Here is a 14982-nt window from a genome sequence, read left to right as displayed (position 1 = left end):
GACGGGGAGAAGGGGCGCGGCATGAGGCTGCTGGTGCTCGGCGGCACCGACTTCGCGGGCCGCGCGGTCGCGGAGGCGGCGCGGGACCGGGGCTGGGACGTGACGGTGTTCCACCGGGGCGAGCACCCGGCACCCGAGGGGGTGACGGTGCTGCGCGGCGACCGTACGGCGCCGGGCGGACTGGCGGCGCTCGCGGAGGGCGAGTGGGACGCCGTGGTGGACACCTGGAAGGCGGCGCCCCGGATCGTCCGGGACTCCGCGCGGCTGCTGTCGGGGCGGGCGGGACGGTACGCCTTCGTGTCCAGCCGCTCCGTGTACACCTGGCCGGTCCCGGCCGGCCTGGACGAGGACGGGCCGCTGGTGGACGGGGATCCGGACGCGGAGGCCACGGACTACGCGGCCGACAAGCGGGGCGCCGAACTGGCCGTGGTACGGGAGTTCGGCGCGGGGCGGTCCCTGCTGGTGCGCGCGGGCCTCCTGCTGGGACCGCGCGAGAACGTGGGCCGGCTGCCGTGGTGGCTGGAGCGCGTCGCGCGCGGCGGCCCGCTCCTGGCGCCCGGCCCCCGGGACACCCCGCTGCAGTACGTGGACGTGCGGGACATGGCCGCATGGATCCTGGACGCCCTGGTGACGGGGCTGAGCGGCCCGTACAACATGGTAGGCCCGCCCGGGCACACGACGATCGGCGCGCTGCTCGACGCCTGCGTCGCCGCGACCGGCGCGCCGGCGCGTCTCGTGTGGGTCGGCCCGGAGGCGCTGGCCGAGGCCGGGGTCTCGGGCTGGGAGGACCTCCCGATCTGGTGCCCGCCCGGCGGCGAGCTCCACGACGCCGTCCACCGCGCCGACGTGACCCGCGCGCTGGCGACGGGCCTGCGCTGCCGGCCGGTCGCGGAGACGGTCGAGGACACGTGGGCGGCGCTGCGCCCGCCGGCCGCCCGCTGACCCGCGCCCCCACCCTCACTCATCTCACCTCGCTCGTCTCACAACGCCTTCGCGTTTCGCACATCGCACTTCGCGCACTCTTGAGGAGATTCACCGTGCCCACCGACCGCACCGCCTACGTCACCGGCCCCGACGCCTCCCGTGAGACCCGGGTCCCGACCGAGGTGCAGCGCCGGCCGCTCACCCGCGACGAGGCCCGGGTCGTCGTCGCCCAGATCCGGGACTCGCCGAAGATCACCGGTTACAGCGCGGCCGAATGGTCGGGCGGGCGCGACACGTTCGCCCTGGTGCGCACCGACACCGGTGAGCTGGTCGGCGCGCTCCTCGTCCACCATCTGCTCGGGAACTGGTGCGAGGTCGCCGTCATGTACATCCTGAGCGAGTACCAGGGCCAGGGGCACGGGCGCGGGCTGATGCGCGCCGCCCTGGACGCCCTCGCCGACTCCGGCAAGCGGCAGTTGATGTTCTTCACGCCCGGCCCCATCGCCGTCCTGGCCGACGACTACGGCTTCGAGGTGTACGAGGACGAGGCCGCGTACTGCGCCCAGGGGCTCCGGCGACGGTTCTTCCTGAAGGTCGTGTACAAGGTGCAGTGGCGGTGGAGCCTGTACCGGCTGCGCGAGATCCGCCGCAAGCGCCGGGAGCTGGACTGCGACTTCACGTTCCAGCTGGGCGTGCTGGACCCCGAGACGGCCCGGCGCATGGCACAGCCCGGTCGAGTCGAAATCTGATCACCCGATGACATTTTCTGCTCGGAGTTCTGTCGCTTGTTTGAGGCTAATTGACTGAACGGAGCCTCCCTTTCAGCAACGGCACACACCAAACCTGAACTGACTATGCTCCCCGGTGTGTTGCGGCGCGCTCACGGTGAGTAAGGGGCGCGGACTGGCGCCTGACTGCGAAGAGCTTGTTCCTGTCGGCGCGACGCAGCACCTCAGTCCGCTCATTCCAGACTGTTTAGGGACCCCTTGATGGTTCGTGCAGGTTCGACTTCCAGAGCCCGGCCGCGCGCAGTGGCTCCGGTCTGGCTCATCCCCCCAGGAGCCCTGGCCGTCGCCCTCGCCATAGGGTTGCTCTTCATCCCCGCGCAGATACGGCCACAGATCGCCTGGTACTGCCTCGCCGCGGTCGTCCTGACGGTCGTCACCTCGTCCGTGACGGCGCGAACGCTGCGCTCGGCCGACGCGGACCGGTACGCCCGGGCCCGGGCCGAGGCGCAGGCGTACCACGCTCAGCGCGAGGCCGCGCTGATGGGAGCGCTGGCCGATCAGCGGGCCACCACCGTGTGGTTCTCCGAAGAACTCCTCCCCGCCGCCGTCGCCCGGCTGCACAAGGGCGACCCCGCCTCGGAGATCCTCCGCTCGGTCACCTTCGGCAAGCATCTCGACGGCCAGTTCACCGAGGCGCTCCACGGCTCGCTGCAGACCCTCCTGGAGGCCGTCGAGGCCGAGGAGAACACCCGGGACTCCTCCCAGCGGGCGCTCGTCGCGGTCGCGCGCCGCGTCCAGGCGATCGTGCACCAGCTCGCCAAGGACCTGCGCACCATGCAGATCGTCCACGGCACCGACATCGTGGTCTCCCGCGGTCTGCAGGACATCGACCACCGCAACGCCCTGATCGGCCGCCTCGCCGCGAGCATCGCGGTCCTGGGCGACGCCCGGCCGGGACGCCAGTGGCAGAAGGCGATCCCGCTGTACGACATCCTGCGCGGCGCCATGTCGCGCATCGTGGACTACCCGCGCGTGAAGCTCCAGTCCGTGACCGAGGTGGCGGTGGTCGGCCCCGGTGCCGAACCGCTGATCCACCTGCTGGCCGAACTGCTCGACAACGCCACGACGTTCTCGCCGCCGCACACCCCGGTGGAGGTGACCGCGAGCGAGGTGCCGTCCGGCATCACGATCGAGATCGAGGACCGCGGCGTCGGTCTCACCGAGGAGGTCCGCCAGCGCGTCGAACGCGTCATGGCCCAGGCCTCGTCGGGCGCCATCCTCGCCGGTCTGGGCGAGGTGACCCAGCTCGGGCTGCCCGTCGTGAGCCGGCTGGCCCGCGAGCACGGCTGCGAGGTCGAACTGCGCACCTCCGCCTACGGCGGCGTACGGGCGGTCGTGCTCGTGCCGCGGGGCCTGATCACCACGGTGTCGCAGCCCGTCGTACGAGCGGTCCCGGAGCCCGCCCGCAGGCGGGTGGGCGGTCCGACCCGCATCGCGCCCGCGTCGATCCCGGCGCCCGCGTTCGCGCACGAGGCCGGGAGGAGTTCCGGCGCGTCCGACTCCGGTGCGATCGGCGCCGGCCCGATCGGCGCCGGCCCGATCGGCGCCGACGCACGCGGTCGGACCGGCAACGGGCTCCCCCAGCGGCGCCGGGAGTCCCCCGTCCCGACGCCCGTCGTCCGGGCGGCGCCGACGCCCCCCGCCACTCCGGGCGCCTCCCGGGGAACCTCCGGCACGACCCGCCAGCCGGGGCTGATGTGGGAGGCGTTCAACGGCGAGAAGAAGCAGGTCGCCAGACCTTCAACTCCCCCCACCGAGCCGTCAGATGAGGTCGAGTAAACATGCAGCCACTGCCGAACATCGACTGGATGCTCAAGGAGCTCGTGGGCGGCGTGCCGTACGTACGACACGTGGTCGTCCTGTCGTCGGACGGCCTGTGCATCGGGCAGGCGAACACGGCCTCCGACACCGCCGACGCGATCGCGGCCGCCTGTTCCGGCATCCAGAGCCTCGCGAGGGCCATCGCCCAGATGTTCCCGCACGGGGACGGTTCGACGCGGATGGTCGGCATCGAGGCCGACGGCGGGTACTTCTCCCTGATGGCGGCCGGTCCCGGCGCCTACCTCGCGGTGCTCGCCGACGAGGAGGTGGACGCCGGGCTGCTCGGCGACCGCATGCGGACCCTGGTGGTCCGGATCGGCCAGCACATGACCAGCCCGCCCCGGGATGACGTCGGGCAGGCGATGTGACATCAGAGATCCCGAACCCCTGGGACGAGGGAACTCCCGTTCCGCTCTATGTCATCACCGGTGGCTCGGGCCCCTCGGTGAAGACCTTCAACCTCGTGACGCTGATCGCGACGCGGTCCGAGCCCGAACCCTCGATGCAGCCCGAGCAGGCCGCCATCCTCACCATGTGCCGCTACCCCCTGTCGGTGGCCGAGGTGTCGGCGTACCTGAGCCTTCCGTTCAGCGTCGTCACGGTGCTGCTGTCCCAGCTCGTCGAGGACGAGCGGGTCGAGGCCATCGCACCCGTGCCCATCGCGGCATACCCCGAACGCAGCCTTCTGGAGGCGGTGATCCATGGACTACGCAAGCTCTGAGGCGCCGACGGCCGGCCCCCGAGACACCGACATGCTGCTGCCGCACGGTGCCAGGGGCGTCAAGGTCGTCATCGTCGGCGGCTTCGGGGTCGGCAAGACGACGATGGTCGGCTCGGTGAGCGAGATCCCGCCGCTGACCACCGAGGAGACCATGACGCAGGCCGGCGTCGGGATCGACCACAATCCCGGCGCCGAAGGCAAGAACACCACGACCGTGGCGATGGACTTCGGCCGGATCAGCATCAACCGGGAGCTGATCCTCTACCTGTTCGGGACCCCGGGCCAGGAGCGCTTCTGGTTCCTGTGGAACGGGATCTTCGAAGGTGCGCTCGGCGCCGTGGTCCTCGTCGACACCCGCCGCATCGAAGTCAGCTTCGAGGTCATCACCCGCCTCGAGGACCGCCGCGTCCCCTTCGTCGTGGCCGTCAACGCCTTCCCGGAAGCCCCGCAGTACGCCGTAGAAGAACTGCGCAGTGCCCTGGCCCTCAGCGATACCGTGCCCCTCGTCACCTGCGACGCACGCGACCGTGCGTCCTGCCGTGACACCCTGCTCTCGCTGATGGTCTACCTGTGCACCCTCGCCGCCCAGGAGACCGCATGACCGTCCCACCCCCGCAGCACTCCCGACCCGCCGCCGACAGCGCCGCGGCGGCCCCGCCGCCGGGCTGCCCGGTCCACGTGCCGACCGGTCCCGACGGCACGACCCGGCTCTACGGCGACGCCGCGGCCACGGACCCCATGGGCCTGTACGAGAAGCTGCGCGCCGAGCACGGCCCGGTGGCCCCGGTGCTGCTCGACGGCGACGTACGCGCCTGGCTGGTCCTCGGGTACCTCGAGAACCGCGATGTGGCCACCCGCTCCACGCAGTTCTCCCGCGACTCCCGCGTCTGGCACGGCTGGCGGAGCGGCGAGATCGACCCGGAGACCTCCCCACTGATGCCGCTGATCGGCTGGAATCCCGACTGCGTATCCGCGGACGGCGAGGAGCACCAGCGGCTGCGCGGCGCGGTCACCGCCGGCCTCAACCAGTTCGACCACCGCGGCATCCGCCGTCACATCACGCGCTTCGCCCACCAGTTGGTGGACTCGTTCTGCCAGAGCGGCCGGGCAGAGCTGGTGGAGCAGTTCACCGAGCACCTGCCGATGCTCACGCTCACGCATCTGCTGGGGATGTCGGAGGAGGACGGCCCGAAGCTGGTGCACGCCGCGCGTGACCTGTTCAAGGCCACCGAGACCTCGCTCGCCAGCAACGCGTACGTGCTCGAGAGCCTCGAACGGCTCGTCGTCACCAAGCGGGCCCGGCCGGGGCAGGACATCGCGTCCGCGCTGCTTGCCCATCCGGCCGGCCTCACCGACGAGGAGGTCAAGCACCACCTGCGTCTCATCCTGCTCGCGGGCTACGAGACGACCGCCAACCTCATGTCGAACGTACTGCGCATGGTGGTCACCGACGAACGGTTCCGCGGCTCGCTGACCGGCGGCCAGATGACCCTGCCGGAGGCGGTCGAGCAGGTCCTGTGGGACGAGCCGCCGCTGTTGGTGTGCCCGGGGCGTTGGGCCAACGGGGACACCACCTTGGGCGGGCAGCGGATCAAGGCGGGCGACATGCTCCTGCTCGGCGTGGCCGCCGGGAACGTCGACCAGGCGATCCGCCCGGACCCCTCGGCTCCGGTGCATCACAGTCGTGCGCACCTGTCCTTCAGCGCGGGCAGCCACGAGTGCCCCGGCCAGGACATCGGCCGTGTCATCGCCGACACCGGCATCGACATCCTGCTCACCCGGCTTCCCGACCTCGCCCTGGCGGTGCCCGAACAGGAACTGAGCTGGCGCTCCTCCACCTGGACCCGACATCTGACGACGCTGCCGGTGAAGTTCGCGGCGCGTTCCCCCAGGGTCCCGGAGGTCGCGGCGCCGCTGCCGGCCCCGCCGCCGCCGACCGGCGGGCTGCCGCCGGAGCGTCCGGTGGCGCCATGGCCGCAGAACGCGCCCGAGCCCGCGCGCGTGCCCGCGCCCCGCCGGTCCCTGTGGACGCGGCTCGGGCGTCTCCTGAGGAGGCGTTAGGGCCTGACGGCCGGGGGCGCCCCGCTGCCCGGGCGGCCTCTCACGAGGACGCGTAGCGGGGTGCCCCGGTGCACCAGTCATGCAGGCCGGCCAGGAAGCTGCCGGCTCCGCGGAGCCGGGTCTCCAGTTCGGTCTCCTCGTCGGGGACGAGGCCGGGTGCGCGAATACCCGACCCGGAGAGGCCGGGACATTTACTTGCGTGAGCCTTATATCGGCTCCAGCTGTTATTTTCCTCGATGGCGTATCCTGGGTTCCAGTCGCATCGGAAGGAGCCCCGGACCCCATGACCGCCACCGACCCTGCGCTCACCGCCCTGGCGAACGGCTGGGGCGCCCTTTCCCTGCTGCACAGCAAGATCGAGACGCATGTCGAGCGCGCCCTGCAGACCCGGCACGGCCTGAGCGTGCGGGAGTACTCACTCCTCGACGTGCTCAGCCGCCAGCACGACGGCGAGGGCGGCCACCTCCAGATGAAGCAGGTCGCGGACGCGGTCGTACTCAGCCAGAGCGCCACCACCCGGCTCGTCAGCCGCCTGGAGGACCGCGGTCTGCTGGCCCGGTACCTGTGCCCGACCGACCGGCGCGGCATCTACACCGACGTCTCCGAGGGCGGCCTCAAGCTCCTGGAAGAGGCGCGGCCCACCAACGACGCCGCCCTCCGGGAGGCGCTCGACGAAGCCGCGAAGCACCCGGAGCTGGCCTCGCTGGTCGAGGCGGTCGAAGCGGTGAAGGCACCGGCCCTCAGCCACTAGAGCCACTGGCGACACCCCCCTCCCGCCCGCGCGGCGAATCCGGCCCGCCCGCGCACTCCACGGGGCGGGATCGCGACGCCATACTGGGGACGTGAGCTGGTCACTGCGGTCTCCGGGCGAGCTGCGCGAGCGGGCGGGCGACGTGCTGCTGCTGCATGTCGCGGGTCCCTCGGCCCACCAGAAGCGGGCCCGCATCCACGGTGCGCCCGGCCCCCGCTGGTTCGGGCCCGAGCGGCCCGTGCGGGCGGTGCACGCCGACGCGTCGATGTACGTGGGCGGGCTCGCCGCCCTGCTGCTCCAGTCGCTGCATCCGCTCGCGATGGCCGCGGTCGCCGGCCACTCCGGGTTCCAGGGCGACCCCTGGGGCCGGCTCCAGCGCACCAGCACCTTCCTCGCGGTGACGACCTTCGGCACCGCCGACGACGCGACCCACGCGGTGGAGCGGGTGCGGCGGGTGCACGCGGGCATCAGCGGGACGACGTCCGACGGCGTGCCGTACCGCGCCTCCGATCCGCATCTGCTCGGCTGGGTGCACAGCGTCGAGACCGAGTGCTTCCTGCGCGCGCACCTGCGGTACGGGCGGCGCCCGCTCGACGCGGCCGGGCAGGACGGGTACGTGGCCGACATGGCCGAGGTGGCACGGCGCCTGGGCGTGCCGCGGCCGCCGATGACCCGCGCCGAGCTGACCGCGGCGATCACCGCGTACCGTCCCGAGCTGCGCGCCACCCCGGAGTCGCGGGCGACGGCCCGGTTCCTCATCTCGGATCCGCCGCTGCCGGCCCCGGCCCGCGTCCCCTACGCCTTCCTGGCCGCCGCGGCGGTCGAGCTGCTGCCGCCGTGGGTCCGGGTCCTGGTCGGACCGCCGCGCCCCACCCGGCTGCTGCTGCCGCTGGCCCGGCCGGGCGGGCACGCGATCACCGCGGCCGTCCGCTGGGCGATCCCGCCAGTACCCCTGCCCGGCCCGGCCGCGTAGCGGCGCCGGCGGGGCGCTGGCGCGATGTGCCAGCGGGACGGCAGCGGGAGGCGGGCCGAGCGGTGAGCGGGGGGCGCTGGAATGGTCCGCGTACCGGCGCCCACGGGCCGCCCTTCGCGGCGACCCGGCCTGACTCATCGGGAGGCATCATGAACAACGACCTGAGCACCCTCGCGGACGAGATCCTCGAGCTCGAGGCCGAGACCTTCGAGATCTCCGACTACTCGGACGCCAGCGAGGTCGTGCTGGCCGGCTGCACGAGCACCAGCTCCACCTCGACCTCCAGCTCCACCTGCAGCACCACCTCCTGCTCCGCCTGACCTCACGGCAGGCGCGACCGCGCCCGGCCCGGCGTCCGTGTCCCCTCCGGGGACGCGCGCCGGCCGGGCGTTCCGCATGAAAAGCCTCCCAACGTCGGGGGAACGACGCGCCACCGCCAACTCGCCTCCAGGGAACGGAAATACGCCACGGGACGCCGACAGCACCGTGACCAGTGACGCTGCGGAAGCGGGTCCTATCTGGCGAACCATCAGCAACCAAACCACCCTTTCGGGTGAGTTCGAAGTCCCTCTTGACCGGTGTTCTACGCCAGTAGACACTCACACCTGCCACATGACCGAATCTTGTGTGAAGACGCCTTCACATGCGCTCCGCCCCACCCACGCGCGGCTCGCCGGTCCCACAGGTGCTCGACGTCAACGGGGGATCCCTGTGCGTTTCCAGTTGCTCGGCCCGCTCAGCATCACCGACGGGAGCGACGTGGTCGTCCTTCCGCCGGCCAAGCCGACCTCGTTACTGGCCGCGCTCCTCGTCCGGCCCGGCGAGGTGGTCACGACCGCCCGCCTCCGGCAGGCCGTCTGGGGCGAGGAGCAGCCCGCGACGGCGAAGGCGGCGCTGCAGAGCTGCGTCCTGCGGCTGCGCCGTCTGTTCGCCAAGTACGACATCGAGGAGCAGGCCGTCGTCGCGGTCGCCGGCGGATATCTCGTCCCGGCCGACGACCGGACCCTGGACCTGCTGCACTTCCGCCGGCTGACCGCCGAGGCGGACGGCGCCGGGGAGGCCGAACTCCCCCTGCTGCGCACGGCGCTCGGGCTGTGGCGCGGGCCGCTGCTGACCAACGTCCCCTCCGAACTGCTGCACCGCGACGAGGTGCCCCGGCTGGTGGAGGAGCGGCTGCGCGTCCTGGAGCGCGTCTGCGAGATCCAGCTGGCCCAGGGCCGGTTCCGCGAGGTCCTGGTGGATCTCTGGGACGCCACCCGGGCGCATCCCCATCACGAGGGCCTCGCCGCGCAGTTGATGCGGGCGCTGTACCGGGTGGGCCGGCAGAACGAGGCGCTGGCGGAGTACCGAAGACTCAGAGCGCATCTGCGCGACGAACTCGGCGTCGACCCGGGCGCCGAACTCCAGCGGCTGGAACTCGCCATCCTGCGCGGCGACGAGCCCACGGGCCCCGCCGCCGTGCCGGAGACGGTGACCGCGACGCCGCTGCCCGCCCCCGCGCCCGGCGTCCCCGCCGCGCGGCCGACCCGCACCGCTCCCGTCGCCCGATTACCCCATGTGCCCGGCTTCACCGGCCGCACCCGCGAGACCGCCGAACTGCTGAGCCACCTCGGCGGCGAAGGCCCCGCCGCCCTCCCCACCCTCCCCGTGCCCCGGCTCGCCGTGATCTCCGGCGGTCCCGGCACCGGCAAGACCGCGCTGGCCCTCCACGCCGCGCACCTGCTGACCGACCGGTACCCCGCCGGGGGCGTCCTGCTGGCCCTCAGCCGTCCCGACGGCACGCCGCGGCCGTCCGACGAGGCGGCCGCCGAACTCCGCGCCCTGCTCCCCTCCGGCGCCGCCCCCGGCACGTCCCTGGTGATCCTCGACGACGTCGTGCACCCCGACCAGGTGCGCGCCCTCCTCGACGTCACCGGCCGCGCCGCCGTCGTCGTCACCAGCCGCATGGCGCTGGCCGCCCTGGTCGCCACGCACGGTCCGGCGGTGGTGCAGCTCGGGCCCCTCACTCCGCAGGAGTCCGGGGCGCTCCTCACCGCCGTGCTCGGGCAGGAACGGGTGGCGGCCGAGACCGCGGCCGCCCGCACCCTCGCGGAGCTGTGCGGGCATCTGCCGCTCGCCCTGCGCATCGTCGGGGCCCGGCTGCTGACCCGGCCCAGGACCCGGCTGGCGGACTGCGCCGACTGGCTGCGGCGGGACCTGCCCGCGCGGCTCGCGCTGCCGGACGACCCCCGGATGTCCGTACCGCTCGCCCTCGACGGCGCGCTGCGCCGGCTGCCCGCCCCACTGGCCGACGCGCATCTGCGCCTGGCCCGGCTGGACGGACAGATCACCGCGCCGGCCGCGGCCGGTGTGCTGGCCGTCTCCGAGACCGACGCCGAGGAACTGCTCGAGCTGCTGCTCGACCAGGGCCTTCTGGAGGAGGACCGGCCCGGGACCCTGCGCATGAACACGCTGTTCCGCGCCCATGCGCGGCACAGGACCGGCCGGACCGCCGGCGTCCCGCCGGCCGTCGTCGGCACGGCCCGGCGCGCGCTGCCCTCCGGCGCGACCTGAGCCCGCCCGCGCCGCCGGCCCGCCCACGTCCTACACGCACCGCCCCCGCCTCGGCTCCGTACGTCCCGATGCATCACGTCCAGATCCAGCACGTCCCGATCCAGCACGTCCCGAGCAGACCGTCCCGATCCAGACCGTTCCGAGCGGCCGCGACAGGCCCCGACCCGGAGGTGCGACCCCCGCATGCCCCCGACGCCGTACGAGGAGACCGCCGGCACCCGGCCCAGGGTGCGCCGCGACGTGCTGTTCACCGAGACGCCCAAGGGCGTGATCTTCCACAACGCCGACGGCGGCTTCCAGGTCGGCTCGCCGTCCGCCTACCGGTTCGCCACCCTCCTGGTGCCGCACCTGGACGGCAGCAGGACCGTCGCCGAGATCTGCGCGGGGTTCAAGGACCCGCAGAAGGCGATGGTGGGCAGTCTGGTGAAGGCCCTGTACGCACGGGGCTTCGCCCGGCCCGTGCCGGACCCGGCGGAGTCTGACGCGGCGTTGGATCCGGCGGTCGCCGCCCGCTTCGGGCAGCAGCTCGCGTACCTCGACCACTACGCCGACGCCGCGGAGCGCAGGTTCGCCGCGTACCGCGGCACCCGGGTCGCCGTGCTCGGCGACGGACCGGTCGCCCGCTGGTGCGCGCTCTCCCTGATCCGCAACGGCTGCTCCGCCGTCGCCGTGGAGCCCTCCCTGGCCGAAGGCCCGGCCACCGCCGCGGACTTCGCCGCGCTCCGCGCCGAGGCGGCCGAGCTCACCGCGCAGGGCAGCCCGGCCGAGGTGGCCGTGCTGCAGGCCGCAGGGCCCGGCACGACGGCCGACTGGGCGGCGTTCGAGGAGTACGACGTGGTCGTGGCGGCCGGCGGGCGCGACGCCTTTCGCACCACGATCGCCCTGCTGCGCCAAGGAGTGCCGGAGGGCCGGCTGCTGCTGCCCGCGTGGACCTTCGGCGGCCGGGCGGTGGTCGGCCCGGTCGGCGCGCCGGACACCGCCGGCTGTGCCGCATGCACGGCGCTGCGGCTCGGCGCGACGGGGGACCCGGCGATGGCCGCCGAGCTGTGGAGCGGGCTCGCCCTCGGGAGTGCTCCCGGCGGGGCCGCGCCGCGCGGGCCGCTGGCCGCGATGCTGGGCAACCTGCTCGGGTACGAGGTGTTCCGGCTGGTCACCGAGGCGCTGCCGGCCGAGACCCGGGGCCGGGTGCTGCTGCAGGACATGGCGTCCTTCGACGTCCTGGCGGAGCGACTGCTGCCGCATCCGCGCTGCCCGCTCTGCGCGCCCAGGACCGGTCCGCCCGAGCCCGTCGACCTGACCGAGGCGCCCGAGCGGCCGGCCTTCGAGCCGGTGGTCGCGGCCGCCCCGGACGACGACGCGACGGAGGGGCCGCTCGCCGAGCTCGACCGCCGCGCGCTCGCGGTGCGGCCGTCCGTCGGGGTGTTCACCCGGTACGCGGACGAGCCGGTCACGCAGACCCCGCTGAAGGTCGGCGCGGTCGAACTGGGCCTGGGCGCGGTCGGCGTGCGGACGATCGCCGCCTTCGACGTCCGGCACACGGCGGGCGCCCGGCTGCGGGCCCTGAACGCGGCCGCCGAGGTGTACGCCGAGCACGTCGTGCCGGCCACGCCCGTACCGGAGGCGGACGGCGTGCGCACGGTGGCGCCCGGCTCGCTGACCACGGCCACCGGCGCCGGCGGCGACGCGGTGGCCGCCTGGGTGCGCGGCACCTCGCTGCTGACGAAGGAGCCGGCGCTGCTGCCGGCCGGTGCGGTACGGCCCTTCGGGCCGGACAACCAGGACCGCCGGTTCGAGCCGTCGCGGGCCGGGGCCGGCGCGGGCGGCGGTCTGCCGGAGGCGGCGGCGGGCGGGCTGCTGTCCGCGCTCGCCCATGACGCGCTGCGGCGCGCGGTGCGCGGGGCCGGACGCACGGCGGTCCTGCCGCCGGCCGGGTTCGACGACGCGCCGGAGGCGGCGTTCCTGCTGCGTTCGGCCGGGCATCTGGGCCTGGACGTCGAACTGCTCGACCTCGGCGAGGAGGAGCGCACGGGCGTGTCCGTGGTGCTCGCCCGGGCCGGGGCGGCGGACGCGCCCGCCCCGTGGGCGGTCGGCGCCGCCCTGGACCGTACGGCCGCGGCCACCGACGCCCTGCGCGACCTGCTGGGCGCCGTGCAGCTCGCCGCCGAGGGCGCGCCGGGAGCGCCCGACACCGGCGACCCGCTACTCGCCGACCTCGACCCGCTGCTGGTCCCGATCACGGCGGACGACACCGCCGCGCCCACCGCCACGACCTGGACGGACGTGCTGGAGCGGCTGTCCGCCGCCGGGCGGGACGCGTTCGTCGTGCCGACGCACGCCGCCGACCTGCCCGCCGCCGGGATCCACACCGTGCGCGTCCTGCTCACCAGGGCGGCCGACGATGACTGTTGACGTCGCCCCGCCCGCGCCGGAGCGGGCGGCGGCGCCGCGGCAGGAGGACTGCCGCCGCTTCGCCGACGAACTCCGGGCCGCCCTCGCGGAATTGGGCCCGGCGTCGCCCGAGCTCGCGGTGCACGCCCTCGGCGTACGGGACGCCTTCGCCGCCGACGCGGGCGCATCCGTCGACGGCGCGGCGCGCGCGGCGCTGCCGGTGCATCTGTACGGCCGCCACGTCATGGTCGGGCCCTGGCCCGCCGACGGCGAGCGGCCCGGCTGCGCGCACTGTCTGCGCCGCCGCTGGCAGGGCGTGCGCTCCGTCGCCCTGCGGGAGGGCCTCGAACTGTGCGGCGGCACGCGGGAGGCGGGGCCGTGGCCGTACCGGGTCCCCTTCGCCGCGCAGGCCGTCGCCGCGCTCGTGGCACGGCTGGCCGAGGAGCGCCGGGGCGAGCGCGCGCCGTTCCCGGACGTGTGGCTGGTGGACCTGGCCGAACTGACGGTACGTCACCATCCGCTGGCGCCCGAGCCGGACTGCCCGGGCTGCGGCGCCGCCGAGCCGCTGACCGCGCAGGCGGCCGCGCTCGTGCTGCGCCCCGCGCCGAAGCACACGCCGGGCGTCAGCAGGGTCCGACCGGTGGAGGCGTACGGCCTGCCCGTGGACGCCTTCGCCAACCCGCACTGGGGCGCGGTCGGTCCGTCGGTGGTGTGCGACGTCACCTCGCCCACCACCTCGGCCACCGTCGGCTGCTTCTCCAGCCGGTCCGGGGACTATCTGCGCGAGACGTTCTGGGGCGGCCACACCGACACGTACCGGGCGAGCACCCTGGTCGGCGTCCTGGAGGGCCTGGAGCGCTTCGCGGGGATGCGGGCCCGGGGCCGCTCGGTCACCCTGACCGCCACCCTCGACGAACTCGGGCCGACCGCCGTCGACCCGCGCGAGACCGGGCTGTACACGGACGCGTTCCACCGGGCCAACCCATGGGTGCCGCCGTTCGCCCCGGACCGCGCCGTCCCGTGGGTGTGGGGCTGGTCGCTGCGGGACGCGGCGCCGCGCGCCGTACCAGAGGTGCTGGCGTACTACCACAAGCCGGGGATCGAGCACCGGTTCGTGCAGGAGAGCTCCAACGGCTGTGCCTCCGGCGGGAGTCTGGAAGAGGCCGTGCTCGGCGGTCTGATGGAGGTCCTGGAACGGGACGCCTTCCTGCTGGCCTGGCACGGCATGCAGCCGCTCCCCGAGATCGACCCGGCGACCAGTGCCGACCCGCTCACCCGGGTCATGGTCGAGCGCATGGCCATGTACGGCTACCGCGCCCGGTTCTTCGACACCCGGATCACCTTCCCGGTGCCCGTGGTCACTGCGGTCGCCGAGCGCTTCGACGGCGGCCCGGCCCGGATGTGCTTCGGCGCGGGCGCGTCCCTGGACCCGGAGGCGGCCCTGGCCGCGGCGCTGTGCGAGATCGCCACGGACTCGGTCCAGCTCCTGCACCGCTTCGAACGCGACGAGGCCGCGTACCGCGCCATGGCGGCGGACCACGAGCGGATCACCAGCCTCCACGACCATCCGCTGGTCTACGCGGTGCCGGAGATGGGCCGCTACGCCGACTTCCTGCTCCGGCCGGCCGCGCCGCCGGCCCCCGTGAGCGTGGCCGGGCTGCGCTGGTCGCGGGCCGACGGCTCCGGCGCCGACGTGCGCGACGACCTGCTGGCCGCCGTGGACGCGGTGACGTCCGCCGGCTTCGACGTGGTCGTCGTCGACCAGACCGCGCCCGAGCAGCGGGCGCTGGGCCTGCACACGGTGAAGGTGCTGGTTCCGGGGCTGCTGCCGCTCGACTTCGGCTGGACGCGGCAGCGCGCCCGGCGCCTGCCCCGGATGCGCACCGCGCTGCGCGAGGCGGGCCTGCGGCCGGCCGACCTGACCGAGGCCGACCTGAACCCCGGCCCGCACCCGTTCCCGTGACCGGCCGTCCGTCCGTCCGCACCGGCGCGAGCGCGCCGA

The 14982-nt window shown here is 74.3% G+C and carries 13 protein-coding genes; all 13 read left to right on the top strand.

Annotation, left to right across the window (positions count from 1 at the left end):
- Positions 1 to 21: 21 nt before the first annotated feature.
- Complete coding sequence (locus ACGFMM_RS14860) at positions 22 to 942, top strand: NAD-dependent epimerase/dehydratase family protein (protein ID WP_393646592.1); 921 nt, start codon at positions 22 to 24, stop codon at positions 940 to 942.
- Positions 943 to 1037: 95 nt separating this feature from the next.
- Positions 1038 to 1673: a GNAT family N-acetyltransferase gene (locus ACGFMM_RS14855; protein ID WP_393646590.1), complete on the top strand. Its 636-nt coding sequence runs from the start codon at positions 1038 to 1040 to the stop codon at positions 1671 to 1673.
- A gap of 282 nt (positions 1674 to 1955) precedes the next feature.
- On the top strand, positions 1956 to 3491 hold the full coding sequence (locus tag ACGFMM_RS14850; RefSeq protein WP_393646588.1) for an ATP-binding protein: 1536 nt from the start codon (positions 1956 to 1958) through the stop codon (positions 3489 to 3491).
- 2 nt (positions 3492 to 3493) lie between these two features.
- Positions 3494 to 3901, top strand: a complete 408-nt coding sequence (locus tag ACGFMM_RS14845) for a roadblock/LC7 domain-containing protein (RefSeq protein ID WP_393646586.1) — start codon at positions 3494 to 3496, stop codon at positions 3899 to 3901.
- Positions 3898 to 4254, top strand: a complete 357-nt coding sequence (locus ACGFMM_RS14840) for a DUF742 domain-containing protein (RefSeq protein WP_393646584.1) — start codon at positions 3898 to 3900, stop codon at positions 4252 to 4254. Before ACGFMM_RS14845 ends, ACGFMM_RS14840 begins: the two co-directional genes overlap by 4 nt.
- Entirely contained in the window at positions 4235 to 4855 is a 621-nt protein-coding gene (locus ACGFMM_RS14835; RefSeq protein ID WP_393646582.1) for an ATP/GTP-binding protein, read from the top strand. Before ACGFMM_RS14840 ends, ACGFMM_RS14835 begins: the two co-directional genes overlap by 20 nt.
- Positions 4852 to 6315 (top strand): cytochrome P450, encoded by a 1464-nt coding sequence (locus ACGFMM_RS14830; RefSeq protein ID WP_393646580.1) that lies wholly within the window; start codon positions 4852 to 4854, stop codon positions 6313 to 6315. Before ACGFMM_RS14835 ends, ACGFMM_RS14830 begins: the two co-directional genes overlap by 4 nt.
- A gap of 283 nt (positions 6316 to 6598) precedes the next feature.
- Positions 6599 to 7066: a MarR family winged helix-turn-helix transcriptional regulator gene (locus ACGFMM_RS14825; RefSeq protein ID WP_393646578.1), complete on the top strand. Its 468-nt coding sequence runs from the start codon at positions 6599 to 6601 to the stop codon at positions 7064 to 7066.
- A gap of 91 nt (positions 7067 to 7157) precedes the next feature.
- Positions 7158 to 8039 (top strand): oxygenase MpaB family protein, encoded by an 882-nt coding sequence (locus tag ACGFMM_RS14820; protein WP_393646576.1) that lies wholly within the window; start codon positions 7158 to 7160, stop codon positions 8037 to 8039.
- Positions 8040 to 8188: 149 nt separating this feature from the next.
- Positions 8189 to 8359 carry a thiazolylpeptide-type bacteriocin gene (locus tag ACGFMM_RS14815; protein WP_359584284.1) on the top strand — a complete coding sequence of 57 codons (171 nt, stop codon included), beginning with the start codon at positions 8189 to 8191 and terminating at the stop codon, positions 8357 to 8359.
- Between the two features lie 391 nt (positions 8360 to 8750).
- Positions 8751 to 10592: a BTAD domain-containing putative transcriptional regulator gene (locus ACGFMM_RS14810; protein ID WP_393646573.1), complete on the top strand. Its 1842-nt coding sequence runs from the start codon at positions 8751 to 8753 to the stop codon at positions 10590 to 10592.
- A gap of 183 nt (positions 10593 to 10775) precedes the next feature.
- The gene (locus tag ACGFMM_RS14805) at positions 10776 to 13001 is read left to right on the top strand and encodes a TOMM precursor leader peptide-binding protein (protein WP_393646571.1); all 2226 of its coding nucleotides are present in this window, start codon (positions 10776 to 10778) and stop codon (positions 12999 to 13001) included.
- A complete protein-coding gene (locus ACGFMM_RS14800) occupies positions 12991 to 14943 on the top strand; it encodes a TOMM precursor leader peptide-binding protein (RefSeq protein ID WP_393646569.1) in 1953 nt (650 codons plus the stop codon). Before ACGFMM_RS14805 ends, ACGFMM_RS14800 begins: the two co-directional genes overlap by 11 nt.
- Positions 14944 to 14982: the final 39 nt, after the last annotated feature.

The organism is Streptomyces sp. NPDC048604 (genome assembly GCF_043199435.1).
GTDB lineage: Bacteria > Actinomycetota > Actinomycetes > Streptomycetales > Streptomycetaceae > Streptomyces.
Note: the sequence above shows the minus strand (reverse complement) of the source record. Positions and strands in the feature narration are given on the sequence as shown.